This is a genomic window from Barnesiella sp. B2-R-119, from assembly GCF_023656675.1.
Classification (GTDB): Bacteria; Bacteroidota; Bacteroidia; order Bacteroidales; family Barnesiellaceae; genus Barnesiella; species Barnesiella intestinihominis.
The window spans coordinates 51369-65310 of record NZ_JAMOKL010000004.1; the positions used below are offsets into that span (position 1 = coordinate 51369).

At 46.9% G+C, this 13942-nt stretch carries 12 protein-coding genes; 1 reads left to right on the forward strand and 11 read right to left on the reverse strand.

All coding sequences use genetic code 11. The annotated features are described in order from the left end of the window. Positions 1 to 103 precede the first annotated feature (103 nt). Complete coding sequence (locus NBH06_RS08635; protein ID WP_250793851.1) at positions 104 to 745, forward strand: ribonuclease H1 domain-containing protein; 642 nt, start codon at positions 104 to 106, stop codon at positions 743 to 745. Between the two features lie 113 nt (positions 746 to 858). Here the strand turns inward: NBH06_RS08635 and serS are convergent, their stop codons facing one another. From serS to NBH06_RS08690, 11 genes are read right to left on the reverse strand one after another with little or no spacing between them, the layout of a single operon-like run. After that, positions 859 to 2130 (reverse strand): serine--tRNA ligase, encoded by a 1272-nt coding sequence (serS, locus tag NBH06_RS08640; RefSeq protein WP_008863200.1) that lies wholly within the window; start codon positions 2128 to 2130, stop codon positions 859 to 861. Positions 2131 to 2156: 26 nt separating this feature from the next. After that, positions 2157 to 2606, reverse strand: coding sequence for a GatB/YqeY domain-containing protein (locus NBH06_RS08645; RefSeq protein ID WP_021892381.1), 450 nt, complete (start codon positions 2604 to 2606; stop codon positions 2157 to 2159). A 28-nt stretch (positions 2607 to 2634) separates the two neighbouring features. Continuing rightward, the gene (gene ftsZ, locus NBH06_RS08650; protein WP_021892382.1) at positions 2635 to 3861 is read right to left on the reverse strand and encodes a cell division protein FtsZ; all 1227 of its coding nucleotides are present in this window, start codon (positions 3859 to 3861) and stop codon (positions 2635 to 2637) included. 12 nt (positions 3862 to 3873) lie between these two features. Beyond that, positions 3874 to 5286 carry a cell division protein FtsA gene (locus tag NBH06_RS08655; RefSeq protein ID WP_250793852.1) on the reverse strand — a complete coding sequence of 471 codons (1413 nt, stop codon included), beginning with the start codon at positions 5284 to 5286 and terminating at the stop codon, positions 3874 to 3876. A 19-nt stretch (positions 5287 to 5305) separates the two neighbouring features. Continuing rightward, a complete protein-coding gene (locus NBH06_RS08660) occupies positions 5306 to 6040 on the reverse strand; it encodes a cell division protein FtsQ/DivIB (RefSeq protein ID WP_250793853.1) in 735 nt (244 codons plus the stop codon). Then, on the reverse strand, positions 6037 to 7407 hold the full coding sequence (murC, locus tag NBH06_RS08665; protein ID WP_250793855.1) for a UDP-N-acetylmuramate--L-alanine ligase: 1371 nt from the start codon (positions 7405 to 7407) through the stop codon (positions 6037 to 6039). Before murC ends, NBH06_RS08660 begins: the two co-directional genes overlap by 4 nt. Then, positions 7404 to 8516 carry an undecaprenyldiphospho-muramoylpentapeptide beta-N-acetylglucosaminyltransferase gene (murG, locus tag NBH06_RS08670; protein WP_250793857.1) on the reverse strand — a complete coding sequence of 371 codons (1113 nt, stop codon included), beginning with the start codon at positions 8514 to 8516 and terminating at the stop codon, positions 7404 to 7406. The genes murC and murG overlap by 4 nt, the downstream gene beginning before the upstream one ends. A gap of 7 nt (positions 8517 to 8523) precedes the next feature. Continuing rightward, on the reverse strand, positions 8524 to 9807 hold the full coding sequence (locus tag NBH06_RS08675) for an FtsW/RodA/SpoVE family cell cycle protein (RefSeq protein WP_250793859.1): 1284 nt from the start codon (positions 9805 to 9807) through the stop codon (positions 8524 to 8526). Positions 9808 to 9818: 11 nt separating this feature from the next. Then, positions 9819 to 11162 carry a UDP-N-acetylmuramoyl-L-alanine--D-glutamate ligase gene (gene murD, locus NBH06_RS08680; protein ID WP_021892388.1) on the reverse strand — a complete coding sequence of 448 codons (1344 nt, stop codon included), beginning with the start codon at positions 11160 to 11162 and terminating at the stop codon, positions 9819 to 9821. Between the two features lie 13 nt (positions 11163 to 11175). Beyond that, on the reverse strand, positions 11176 to 12441 hold the full coding sequence (mraY, locus tag NBH06_RS08685; protein WP_046411154.1) for a phospho-N-acetylmuramoyl-pentapeptide-transferase: 1266 nt from the start codon (positions 12439 to 12441) through the stop codon (positions 11176 to 11178). Positions 12442 to 12465: 24 nt separating this feature from the next. After that, positions 12466 to 13929, reverse strand: a complete 1464-nt coding sequence (locus NBH06_RS08690; RefSeq protein ID WP_250793861.1) for a UDP-N-acetylmuramoyl-L-alanyl-D-glutamate--2,6-diaminopimelate ligase — start codon at positions 13927 to 13929, stop codon at positions 12466 to 12468. Positions 13930 to 13942: the final 13 nt, after the last annotated feature.

Sequence of the window (13942 nt, forward strand, 5' to 3'; positions counted from 1 at the left end):
GCAATATAAAAGAAACATCGCACCGGCTTATCTCCGCTAACGTGCGTAAAGATACGACAATTTTTATATTTTTGTACCCGTCATTTATAACGATAACCGAATCATGGCCAAATACAAATATTATGTCGTATGGGAAGGGCGTGCCCGTGGAATTTTCGATTCTTGGGAGGAATGCAAAGAACAAGTCGACAATTTCAAAGGAGCGAAATACAAAAGTTTCGACAGTCTGGAAGCCGCTACCGAAGCCTTCCGCAATGCCCCCGACGATTATTTCGATGTCATTCGTAAAATAGGCGAACACTCCCGAGACAAACTGTCTGCTCCCATCTTACCCCCTTCGGTTATCGCCGACAGTCTATCGGTCGATGCGGCTTGTAGCGGAAATCCCGGAAAAATGGAATACCGGGGAGTAGACACGAAATCGGGAATCGAACTGTTTCATGTAGGCCCTTTGGAGCAAGGGACAAACAACATAGGAGAGTTCCTCGCCCTCGTTCATGGGTTGGCCTACTTGCAACAGCGAGACTCCGATATACCCATCTATTCCGACAGCCGTAATGCCATACTATGGATTAAACAAAAAAAATGCAAGACCAAACTAGCCCCCAACGCAGCCAATGCTCCCATATTCGACCTTATCGCACGGGCAGAACGCTGGCTACATACTCACGTCTATGCCAATGCCATCATCAAATGGGATACCGAGAAGTGGGGCGAAATCCCCGCCGATTTCGGCAGAAAGTAAAAGGAACGGTTACAAGATACAAACAAAAGAACCCTGTTATTTTCCGGATTCAATAAAACGGGGCGGTATGAAAAAATCATACCGCCCCGTTTTATATACGATTTAATCGATCCTTAATCGATAATATCGAACCCGCAATAAGGAACCAACACTTTGGGTATCTTTATACCTTCGGGGGTCTGGTTATTCTCCAATAAGGCTGCCATGATACGGGGCAATGCCAAAGCGCTGCCGTTCAACGTATGGCACAAATGCGTTTTCTTATCGGCTCCACGATAACGGCATTTCAACCGATTGGCCTGATAGCTTTCGAAATTGGATACCGAGCTGACTTCCAACCAACGCTTCTGTGCGGCGGAATATACTTCGAAATCGAATGTTATGGCCGAGGTAAAACTCATATCGCCGCCACACAAACGCAAAATATGCCACGGTAATTCGAGACGTTCCACCAAACTCTGTACATGAGCTTTCATCTCTTCCAAAGCTTCATACGAATGGTCGGGGTGTTGTATCTGCACAATCTCCACTTTATCGAACTGATGCAGACGATTCAATCCCCTCACGTCTTTTCCGTACGAACCGGCTTCACGACGGAAACAAGCCGAATAAGCCGTATTCTTAATCGGTAGATCCGATTCATTGAAAATCACGTCACGGTAGAGGTTCGTCACCGGAACTTCGGCTGTGGGAATAAGATACAAATCGTCTTCGTTGCAATGATACATTTGACCCTCTTTGTCGGGTAATTGCCCTGTACCGTAACCGGAAGCGGCATTCACGACATAAGGAGGTTGTATTTCGAGGTAACCGGCCTCGCGAGCGGCATCCAAAAAGAACGAAATCAAAGCCCGTTGCAACCGAGCGCCTTTGCCTTTATACACAGGAAATCCTGCACCGGTAATCTTCACACCCAACTCGAAATCGATTAAATCGTATTTCTTGGCCAAATCCCAGTGTGGAAGCGCATCGGCGGGAAGTTCGGGAATCACTCCGCCGGTCTTTTCCACAATGTTGTCTTCGGCAGTACGGCCTTCGGGCACTCCGGCATACGGCAAATTGGGAACAGTCAATAAAATATCGGTAATCTCCTTTTCTGCCGACACCATCGACTCTTCCAACTCTTTGGTAGACTCTTTAATGGTTGCTGTCTTCATTTTCACAGCTTCGGCTTCCTCTTTTTTGCCGGCTTTCATAAGTTGTCCGGTCTGAGCCGCCAAAACTTTCAATTCGGCCAACTTCCCGTCCAACTCGGCCTGAGATGCCCGACGTATTTTATCCAATTCAAGAACCCGATTTATAGCTTCTTTGCCATCGAAATGTTTAATTGCCAAACGACGAATCACCTCTTCGGGATTCTCCTTAATAACACTTAGTGTAAGCATAGTTCAATTCTAATATTTATTCTGTATTAAGCCAACAGTTCTTTTACTTTCGCAGAAATAGCGCGGCCATCGGCACGCCCTGCCAACTGTTTGGTAGCTACTCCCATCACCTTTCCCATCTCTTGCGGAGTAGTAGCTCCTACCTGAGCGATAATCGCTTTCAACGCTTCGGTCAACTCTTCCTCGGTCATCTGCTTAGGCAAATAGGTTTCTATGACAGCAGCTTCGGCCAATTCCGGTTCGGCCAAATCGGGACGATTCTGCTCGGTATAAATCTGAGCGCTTTCCTTCCTCTGCTTCACCATCTTTGCCAATATCTTCATCGCCATGTCGTCCGTCAATTCTCCGTCGGCGCCTTTGGCTGTTTTTGCCTCTAAAAACTCTTTCTTAATTCCCCGCAGGGCTTCCAATCTCACTTTGTCTTTTGCCAGCATGGCACTTTTAATGTCGTTGCTGACCTGATCGAATAAATTCATAATCCTATATCTATTTTATAGTTTTCGATTAAAACCTTATGGTACGACGGCCACTACCGTTACTCTCCTCTTTTTTCTCCGAACCGTCGAAATTATCGCGAAAATCTTTCGGACGGTCATAAGCGGGTGTCTTATCCAACTTTTCTAACAAATCGTTATCATCGAGTTGATCGGGTTTCAAAACAATATATTGCGATTGAGCGATATGCTCGTCGGCATCACCGCCATATTCTCCTTTGAACGTCAAGTCAGATACCTCGAATCCCGTAGCCAAAATGGTAATTTTCACGGCCTTGCCCAAAGAAGAATCGTGAGTATATCCCCAAATAACATTTACTTTCTTCTTGAAACGCAACATAAACTCGCTCAACTCTTTGGACTCCTGCATACGAAGCTCCTCCCCCTCTTCGGGTGAAAAATAGAGATTGAACAGTACTCGTTCCGCTCCATAAATATCGCTCTCTTTCAAAAGAGGAGAAGTCAGTGCGTTTTGGATCGCACGGCTCATGCGGTGCTCACCCTCGCCAGATCCGGTACTGATTACAGCAGCTCCTCCGTCTTTCAGTGTCGTGCGTACATCGGCGAAATCAAGGTTGATTTTTCCATCTTTCGACACCAGCTCGGCTATACTCCGGGCTGCATTCGACAACGAATCGTCCGCTTTGGCGAAAGCGGTCGTCCAAGAAAGATCGGGATATATCTTACACAACCGCTCGTTATTGATCACCAACAAAGCATCGACATGCTTCCGCATTTCCTCCACACCGGCGAAAGCCTGTAATATTTTCGGTTCTCCTTCAAAGAGAAACGGTATTGTCACGATGCCCACTGTAAGCACACCCTTCTCCTTAGCAATACGGGCAACCACGGGAGCGGCTCCCGTTCCGGTTCCTCCGCCCATTCCGGCCGTAATAAAGGCCATGCGTGTATTATCGTCGAACAAGGCTTCGACTTCGGCGGCACTCTCTTCGGCCAATTTCTTAGCGACCTCCGGAATGTTTCCGGCTCCCTCACCCTTAGCCCCCAACTGCACTTTTACAGGAACAGGCGAATTTCGCAACGCTTGCGCATCGGTATTACAAAGAACAAAACTGACACCACCTATACCTTGATGGTACATATGGTTCACGGCATTTCCTCCGCCTCCGCCGACACCTATTACTTTAATCTTTGCCGGTTCGTCCTGTTTTTTTTCATCAGCTCCGGGAACAATAAAATCGGGTAACTGAGGATTATTTATATCTAATTCGTTCATGATGTTCTCCATTTAAAAATTATCGTTTTCATCATCGAGCAGGTTTTCGGCCTTCTTCACCATCTCTTTCAATTTTCCGAAGAGCCCCGGCCCCTTCACTTTCTCCTCTTTTTCTCGCTTCTTACGTTCCTTTTCTTCTCGCTTTGCATCTGCGGCTTCCCGTTTCCGACGCTCTTGTTCTGCTTTCTCCTGTGCCTTCTCTTGCGCCCTTTTCTCCTTTGGGCTCAACGGCTTTACTTCTTCATGCGGCTCGTCTTCCGGCTCATCGACAACCTTAGGTAAGACTTCGACGCAATTCTCTTTTCCGCAATAAAGCAACCCCAGAATCTGCAAATAGTCGGCACTCTTCGATTGGGAAGCTACATCTAACAACATATCCTGACGAAGAGCTCCTTTCCTCACACGAATATCGCACTTCTCTGCGATAAGTTCCGCCAGATTGGACAGTTTGGATGCGCCTCCTACAATCACCATACCGGCTCCTAGACTTTTACGGTCACATTTCGCATACTCGAAGTGAGCATTGACATTGGCCACGATCTCCTCGATACGAGCTTTGACGACCTTCGACAAATCCAAACTTTTTATTTCAGACGAACTCTCTCCCCGAAGCGTAATGTTCGATTCTTCGCCCATTACCTTAGCAGAGCCTAACCGCACTTTAAACGACTCGGCCTCCGGTTCGGTAACTTTCAATGTCATAATGTCGCGGGTAATGTTATACCCTCCTAACGGTATCGTAGAAAGATAGCGCAAAAGCCCGTCCTTATAAATCGAAACTGTCGTCGTTTCCGCACCGAAATCGACCAACATGACTCCGGCTTGGCGGTCTTCGTTACTCAACGCCACATAAGCAGTAGACAACGGAGTAGGAACATAGCGCACTACCGAAGGCTCGCCAGAGAAACAACGGGACACATTTTTTTTCAAATCGTCACGAGCCACGATCAACTTCAAACTCATTTTCAGATTCGAGCCCTCGATTTCTTCTCTGCCCGATTTAGGTTTATCATCGACAAGTACTCCGGTACGAACGACCTCCAATATATCGGCTCCGGCAATAGGCATTTCCCGGGCTTCCTCCTGCAAGCGTTTGATAATGTCCTCCGTAATGGGAGTTCCTTCGGGATAATCTCGGCTTATCATGTGGTCTTCGGCATGTAAAGATTGTCCCCCGATTCCCACATACACCTGTTTGATTTTTTTCGAAGCGCCTATACGGTTATTCAATTTCCGTATCAAACGTTTCACTTTCGATGAAACTTCATCGGGATTAACGATGAAACCCCGCTTCACACTCCCGGTCAATGGTTCGGTATCTACTCCCAGCACAGTAACGACTCCTTTCAGAGAACGAGTTCCTATCGCGCCTGTAATCTTCGAGCTTCCTATCTCGACAGCTACTATGTATCTTTCCGTATCCATATATATTGTTACTTTTATTTCATTTTTTCTTTCGAGTACAAACAACTTGATTCTTAAATTTCAACGAAACCGTATCGTACATCGCCCAACCGGCTTTACTGAATACCTTTTTATAAACCAGCATCAAGTTATCCAATTTCGTTTCAAAATCCTGTACCGAGCCCAACAAAATGGTTTGGCCTCCCACTCTGGGAACCAACTCTACTTCATGACGCTCATTGACATAAATTTGTTCAATTTGAGCATTCCAAAACCGATGATTATAAATATACCGAGCCAACGGCAACATATCCCGATAGGTCAACACGCTGTCCACTCGTCCCGTCACCAGAGGTAGATGCGCTTGATATTGAGTCCTGACAGCCATGCGCTGCCCCTCTGCATCGACGTAGTAATTTCCGTCGTCAGCCATCACCCGCATGACCGGGACACGCTGTGTCACTTCCACACACACGGTTCCGCCTACTTTCTTATAACATTCGACCGAGCCCAACACCCCGTTCGACATAAGTGTGCGCTCCATCTTTTCAGTATCGATTCCTCCCAAAGGCTTCCCGCAAGGATCCATCTCGAAATCCTCGATATAGTTATATACATCGGCCGGTGAGATATAATGCAATACAGCACTGTCGGTTATCTCCACTTGTAAGTCCCTGCATTTATCCTCCGCTGCATAGGAGCGTAAAAAAAAGAACGAGACAAACAGATAGGATACCAACACTACCATCAACAAAAATCTCAACAGTACTTTCATTTCGACTCTACGATTGCCGCTATTTCAGGAAGCAAACGGTCTATATCGCCGGCCCCCATCGTCAATAAAATGTCAAAGTTACACTCTTTTATCCGTTCTAACAACTTTTCACGCAAACAAAGTTCTTTATTTCTGCATGTTATCTTGTCAAAAATAAGTTTCGAAGTTACGCCCGGTATCGGTAACTCTCTCGCCGGATAAATGTCTAACAGAAAAACCTCGTCGGCAAGGGACAGCGCCTCGGCAAACTGTGGAGCGAAATCGCGAGTACGGGAGTACAGATGAGGCTGGAAAATCACCGACAACCGACGGCCGGGATAAAGAGCCTTCACAGAACGGATACTGGCTTTCAATTCATCGGGGTGATGTGCATAGTCGTCTATCATTACCCTGTCGGGACGTTTCACCCAAAACTCGAACCGGCGTTTTGCACCCTTGAACGAGGCCATAGCTCTCCGCATATCGTCGCCAGACACTCCATTCAACCACGCTATCGCCATAGCAGCCACCGCGTTTTCAATATTTATCTCCACGGGAACACCCAGCTCTATATCTGCGAAAACCCTTTCCGGCGTCACAAAATCAAACACGATGGTTCCGTCGCCTATACGTATGTTACCGGCATGAAAATCACCCCCGTCACGAGCCGAATAAGTATATATTTTTACATTCTCCTTTACGCTGGGAACCAGCTTGATACCTTTCTTCATAATCAAACAGCCACCCGGCTGTATCAACGAAGTGAAACGAGCGAAACTCTCCAAATAAGCCTCCTCGGTTCCGTAAATATCCAAATGATCGGGATCGGTTGCCGTAACGACAGCCATATAGGGATGCAGCCAATGGAACGAACGGTCATATTCATCGGCCTCGATTACCGTAAACGGCGACTGTTCCGACAGGATAAGGTTACTGTTATAATTACGAAGAATACCACCCAAGAACGCATTGCAACCTATCGGAGATTCATGAAAGATATGAGCAGCCATACTCGATGTCGTGGTCTTGCCATGAGTGCCGGCAAAGCACAGACCTCTGCTCGATTGCGTAATCAGCCCCAACAACTCGGCACGCTTTACCACTCGGAAACCATGCTCCCTGAAATAAACCAATCCGGCATGACTTGCGGGAATCGCCGGAGTATAAACGACCAAAGTCGTCTCGGGATTCCGGCAATAATCGGGTATCGACTCTACCGACTCTTCATAAACGATTTCCAGCCCCTCGGTTTTAAGTTCGGTAGTCAGAGGTGACTGCGTGCGATCATAACCCGCGACTTTATATCCCTTCGCCAAAAAATACCGGACCAATGCACTCATGCCGATACCTCCGGCTCCTACGAAATAAAGAGATGTATACTGTTTCATTTTTTATTGACTATATCAAAAATTATATCGGCTATCCGGGCTGCCGAATCACGCTGCGCCAACGCCGCGATTTCCCGGCTCATCGAAGTCAGAGATTCCTCATCGTGAACCACCGACAAAGCACAAGGCATCAACCGTTGGCGAGCCTCGGTATCCCGCACGAGAATCGCCGCTCCTTTCGACGACAAGGCTTCCGCATTTTTGGTCTGATGATCTTCCGCCACATTAGGCGACGGTACTAAAATCACAGGCTTCCCAAGTAAACAAAGCTCCGATATGGAACTGGCTCCCGCTCTCGAAATAACCAAATCGGCTGCCTTATAGGCCAAATCCATGCGTGCGATAAACGGCATTTGTTTAATACAAGTAGGATTGCCTGCTGCTTCCAATACCATTTTAGCTCGTTCGTCGAACCGTTTTCCGCATTGCCAAATCAACTGGACTCCGCTTTTCACAATCTCTGGAATAGACTCTGCCACAGCCGTATTCAATGTCAAAGCTCCCAAACTACCGCCTATCAACAAAATAATTTTTTTATTCGGGTCGAGGCCGAAGAAAGCGGCAGCCTCGGTACGAGTTAAAGCCTCATTGCACAAATCCTGCCGTACCGGATTGCCGGTCAGCACCAATTTTTCAGCAGGAAAAAAGCGTTCCATACCATCGTATGCCACAAAAATGGTATGTGCTTTCGATGCTAACAACTTATTCGTGACCCCCGCATAGGAGTTTTGTTCTTGAATGAGAGTAGGTACACCTCGATGCGCAGCGGCCCACAAAGTGGGACCACTGGCATATCCGCCCACACCTACCGCCACATCAGGACGAAAATCCCGCACGATACGGCGAGCCATACGCAGACTTCTCCACAGCCGCCACAACACTTTGAAGTTAGCCAACGGATTACTCCGGTTAAAGCCGCTTACGGGAAGACCTTTAATCGGGTATCCCGCAGCCGGAACCTTCTCCATCTCCATGCGGTTATCGGCTCCGACGAACAATATCTCGGCATCGGGGCACTTCACCTTTATCGCATTGGCGATAGAAATAGCCGGGAAAATATGTCCCCCCGTACCTCCGCCGCTAATCAAAACTCTTATCGTTTGCTTCATATTCTTTCTATGCTAAATTGGTAGGATTCGCAGCCTGCAAGTCCTCCGGTAAATCGTTTTCTTTCTCTGTTTTTATTTTCTTTCCGGAATCTTTCACCGCATAACGGCTCACACTCAACATCACACCGAATCCGAAACTCATCATCCAAATCGAAGTTCCCCCCTTACTAATCAATGGTAACGGTTGTCCCGAAACCGGGAAAACCCCCACGACGATAGCCATGTTGAACAAAGCCTGCAACACGATCATTACCGCCATTCCCATGACCAGCAATGCCGGGAAAGCCCTCGTACACCGGCGAGCTATCAAACCGGCACGAGCCAAAATCATCAAATAAGCCACCAAAAGGCCTACGCCACCGACGATAAATCCCAAATCTTCTATGATAATCGCATAAATATAGTCCGAGAACGCCAACGGAAGCCGAGACGATTCCCTACTGTTACCGGGTCCCACTCCGGTAATTCCACCGTGAGCCATAGCCATAGCCGCCCGATGTTCCTGCAAGTTCTTGTGCGTAGTCTCTTTTTCATATTCGGGAGTAGGGTCGAAAAAGTCTTTCAAGCGGCTTTTCCAAGTCGATGACCGAACGATCACCTTATCTCCCTCGTTTCTATCCGGTACCGTTACCTCCTGCGTCTCCGGCTGTGCTTTCACTTCCGTTATCAAATCTTTCGCCTGCATGACAGCCAAAGCCAAGACCACATACACCAATAAGATACCGAGCACTTTATACAATTCGACACCCCCGATCAGCATCATACAGAGACTTATCCCGATAAATAACAACGTATTGGTCAATCCCTGAGTAAACAGCAAAGCGCTGAATATCGTCACCAGACCGACCACCCACAAAACGCCTTTCATATTTACCCCGTGCTTTATCTGGGTCTTCGCCAAAACGGTCGCCATAGCCAACACAATCGTAACTTTGGCGACTTCCGAACCCTGTAAGGATACTCCTAATACCGAGATCGTACGTTTTGCCCCGTTAATCGTATCCCCCCAGAAAAGAATGCTCACGAGAAGAACGATCGTCAAAGGTATCATCAGATAGGCCAAGACCTTGAACCATTTATAATGTATCTGGGACGTGACATAAGTAATGACAAAGCCGGAGAAAAGAAGCATGATATGTTTGATGATGGGAGAATACACGTCACCACCCGTAATCTCCCGGCTTATCGCACTGTAAACCTCGACAACCGAAACGATATACAAGATGATAATAATACCCCAAATGTACGGGTCGCTTCTCCTTTTCTCTTTTTCCGATACTTCTATTTCCATAACGATAACGGTTATAAAGCTCGAACACAAGCCTTGAACTGGTCGCCCCTGTCCTCATAACTTTTGAACAAATCGAAGCTGGCGCAACAAGGCGACAGCAGAACCGTATCACCCGGAGTAGCCAAAGCAAACGACTTATCCACAGCCTCTTTCATAGAGCTCGCCTCGGTTATATAAGGTACTTTTCCCTCGAAAAAGGCATGGAGCTTACTATTGTCCACACCCAAAAAGACTAAGGCTTTCACCTTGTCCCGAACCAATTGCTCTATCTCGGAATAATCATTCCCTTTATCTTTTCCCCCTAAAATAAGTACCACAGGTGTTTTCATGCTTTCCAGAGCATACCAGCACGAATTAACATTCGTAGCTTTCGAATCATTGATAAATTGTACACCCCGCACCGAAGCCACCCGTTCGAGACGATGCTCTACCGACTCGAAATCGCTCAATGCCTTGCGAACATACTCTTTCTTCACATTCAACAGGCAGGCCGAAAGACCGGCTGCCATCGAGTTATACAAATTATGCCTTCCATGTAACGACAGTTCATCGGTCTCCATCGTCAACTTTTCCTCAGGAGTATCGATTGTCAAAGCTCCGTCTTCGGTGTACGCTTGCGTCCCCGGCTCGTGAGTTTCGGCAAACGGGTATCGCTGCGACTTCAAAGGCAACTGCGACAATTTCTCGGTAATCACGGGATCGTCATTCCAATAGATAAACGCATCGTCTTCCGTCTGATTTCGAATAATCCGAAACTTGGCGTCGACATAGTTCTCCATTTTATAATCGTACCGGTCCAGATGATCCGGTGTAATGTTCAACAAGATAGCTATATGGGCTTTGAAATCATACATATTATCCAACTGAAAACTACTCAATTCGATGACATAATAATCATAGTCGCAAGTCGCCACCTGCAAGGCCAGACTTTTCCCCACATTACCGGCAAGTCCCACTTTCAATCCGGCACTTTTCAGAATATGATAAGTCAACAGTGTAGTCGTCGTTTTCCCATTGCTCCCGGTAATGCAAATCATGCGGGCACGAGTATAACGACCGGCAAACTCTATTTCCGAAATAATAGGAATATTCTTTTCACGTAAAGCCGCTATCATGGGAGCCCTATCGGGAATACCCGGACTCTTGACCACCTCGTCGGCGTTCAATATCAAATCCGGGGTATGTTTCCCCTCTTCAAAGGGGATTTCATATCGATCGAGCTGTTCTTTGTATTTATCTTGGATAACCGACATATCCGAGACAAATACATCGAACCCTTTCACTTGGGCAAGCACAGCGGCTCCGACACCACTCTCTCCTGCACCCAACACTACAATTCTTTTTTTCTTTTCCATTTTAGAACCCTTTCTATCGCATTTTCAGCGTCACTATCGTAATGGCTGCAAGCATGATGCAAACAATCCAGAAGCGAACGACGATCTTCGACTCCGGCACAGCTTGCAACGGTTTTTGTATCAAAGCGTTGATTCCTGCATTACCCGGTTTTTGAAAATGATGGTGCAAAGGCGTCATCTTGAAAACCCGACGACCCTCTCCGTATTTTCGTTTCGTAATCTTGAAATAAGCGACCTGTATCATTACCGACAAATCTTCCACGAAGAAAATCGCACACAAAATCGGAATCAACAACTCCTTATGTATACAAAGAGCGAACACGGCAATAATACCGCCCAACGTGAGGCTACCCGTATCGCCCATAAACACCTGAGCCGGGAATGCATTATACCACAAAAAACCGATTGTCGCCCCCATAAAAGCGCTGGCGAAAACGACCAGTTCCTCGCTCCCCGGTATATACATGATATTCAAATACGATGCGTACGCTATATGCCCCGACAGATAGGCCAATATGCCCAATGTCAAACCCATGATGGCCGAAGTTCCCGTCGCTAAACCGTCGAGACCGTCTGTCAAGTTCGCACCGTTCGAAACGGCTGTCACCACAAAAATCGTAAGCAATATGAAAATAACCCAGCCGCCGGTCTGGGCATGTTCGCCCAAAAACGGGACCAAATCGGCATAATCGAGATTATTATTCTTGAAAAAAGGAATGGTCGTCTGGGTAGACTTGATATTTTCCGATTCATATTTTACCACTTCGGTATCTGCTCCCGGCGTTTGCACAGCCACATTCTCGCGAATAACTACATCCGGACTCAAAAACAGCGTCAATCCCACGATAAGACCGAGTCCCACCTGTCCGACTATTTTAAATCGCCCGTGCAACCCCTCCTTATCTTTTTTGAACACCTTGATATAGTCGTCCAAAAAACCTATGGCTCCCAGCCAAACGGTCGTAATCAACATCAATATCATGTAGATATTTCCCAGTCTCCCGACCAACAAACAAGGTATCAATATAGCGATAATAATGATAATCCCACCCATCGTAGGCGTGCCTTTCTTGGACATTTGTCCTTCCAACCCGAGATCACGCACGAGCTCTCCGATTTGCAAAATTTGCAGCTTATTGATAATACGCCTGCCGATAATGGTAGCAATAAACAAAGCCAAAATAAAAGCGACCCCAGACCGGAAAGATATGTAGGAAAACAATCGAGCCCCCGGAAAATCGAATGAAGATTCAAGGTATTGAAACAAATAATACAGCATACTCTTTCTATTTCACAATTATTATTAAATTCTCTCTTCCGCGAACAATTTTTCCACTTCTTCCTTATCGTCGAAATGGTGTTTCACCCCCTCTATCTCCTGATAGTCTTCATGCCCTTTGCCCGCAATCAAAACGACATCGCCCGGTTGGGCAAACTGCGTAGCCGCACGAATCGCTTCCCGGCGATCGACGATAGCGAGAGTTTTACGACGCTGTTCGGCATCGAGGCCCTCCAACATATCGTTCAATATATCGTTCGGGTTTTCGAACCGCGGATTATCCGATGTCAATATTACCCGATCGCTCAAATTCACCGCTTCCCGAGCCATCATGGGTCGTTTCCCTTTATCCCTGTTTCCACCGGCTCCCACAACCGTAATGATATGCCCTCTATTTCCCAAGACGTCACGAATGGAACTCAACACATTGTTCAAGGCATCGGGAGTATGAGCATAATCCACGATAGCGGTATAACCTTTTGAAGAATGAAGAGTTTGGAACCTTCCGGCGACAGGAATCAATAAACTCATCTTTCGTAAAACTTCTTCCGGCTCCTGTCCCAACAAACAAGCCGCTCCATAAACCGCCAGTAAATTATAAGCATTGAATTTACCGACAAACATCACTTCCACCTCTTTTCCGTTTATTTCCAGAGTCATGCCGTCGATACGACTTTCTATGATCCGCACTCTGAAATCGGCCAAAGTCCGCAACGAATAAGTATGCTTTTCAGCTTTGGTATTCTGCAACATAACTAACCCCGACTTATCGTCGATGTTAGTCAAAGCGAATGCTCCTTTGGGTAACCCGTCGAAAAACGATTTTTTAGCTTTCAGATAAGCCTCGACGGTTTTATGATAATCGATGTGGTCTCTCGTTAGATTCGTAAAAATCGCCCCGTTGAAATCGAGACCGGCTATGCGATGTTGCGCAGCCGAATGCGAACTTACCTCCATAAACGCATATGCGCAGCCGGCATCGACCATTTCACGAAGTAAACGATGCAGGTGTAAAGGGTCGGGGGTCGTATGAGTTGCAGGAACAGCGATGTCGTCTATATAATTGCAAACGGTAGATAAAAGACCGACCTTGTACCCGAACAGACGGAACATTTCATACAACAATGTCGCTGTAGTCGTCTTCCCGTTCGTCCCGGTGACACCCACCAGTACCAACTCTTTCGAAGGATTTCCATACCATGCCGCTGCCAACAAACCGAATGCGACCGCACTGTCTTCCACTTTCACATACAACACTTGCGGCTCCGACTTTTCGGGAAACTCTTCGCAAACAACGACAACAGCCCCCTGTGCAATAGCTTGGCCGATAAAATCATGACCGTCGACCGAAGCTCCCCGCACCGCAACAAATAAGTTATCTTTCTTTACCTGACGAGAATCCGATTCCACTCCCGAGACTTCTGTCACGACCGCCCCTTTGCGTTCCACCACCTTAATTCCCGACAATAAACATTCCACATTTTTCATATCATCGATATCC

Excerpts from the sequence above, each read along its gene's own strand:
- NBH06_RS08635 (WP_250793851.1), top strand. The coding sequence starts at position 104 with ATGGCCAAATACAAATATTATGTCGTATGGGAAGGGCGTGCCCGTGGA.
- serS (WP_008863200.1), bottom strand. The coding sequence starts at position 2,130 with ATGCTTACACTAAGTGTTATTAAGGAGAATCCCGAAGAGGTGATTCGT.
- NBH06_RS08645 (WP_021892381.1), bottom strand. The coding sequence starts at position 2,606 with ATGAATTTATTCGATCAGGTCAGCAACGACATTAAAAGTGCCATGCTG.
- ftsZ (WP_021892382.1), bottom strand. The coding sequence starts at position 3,861 with ATGAACGAATTAGATATAAATAATCCTCAGTTACCCGATTTTATTGTT.
- NBH06_RS08655 (WP_250793852.1), bottom strand. The coding sequence starts at position 5,286 with ATGGATACGGAAAGATACATAGTAGCTGTCGAGATAGGAAGCTCGAAG.
- NBH06_RS08660 (WP_250793853.1), bottom strand. The coding sequence starts at position 6,040 with ATGAAAGTACTGTTGAGATTTTTGTTGATGGTAGTGTTGGTATCCTAT.
- murC (WP_250793855.1), bottom strand. The coding sequence starts at position 7,407 with ATGAAACAGTATACATCTCTTTATTTCGTAGGAGCCGGAGGTATCGGC.
- murG (WP_250793857.1), bottom strand. The coding sequence starts at position 8,516 with ATGAAGCAAACGATAAGAGTTTTGATTAGCGGCGGAGGTACGGGGGGA.
- NBH06_RS08675 (WP_250793859.1), bottom strand. The coding sequence starts at position 9,807 with ATGGAAATAGAAGTATCGGAAAAAGAGAAAAGGAGAAGCGACCCGTAC.
- murD (WP_021892388.1), bottom strand. The coding sequence starts at position 11,162 with ATGGAAAAGAAAAAAAGAATTGTAGTGTTGGGTGCAGGAGAGAGTGGT.
- mraY (WP_046411154.1), bottom strand. The coding sequence starts at position 12,441 with ATGCTGTATTATTTGTTTCAATACCTTGAATCTTCATTCGATTTTCCG.
- NBH06_RS08690 (WP_250793861.1), bottom strand. The coding sequence starts at position 13,929 with ATGAAAAATGTGGAATGTTTATTGTCGGGAATTAAGGTGGTGGAACGC.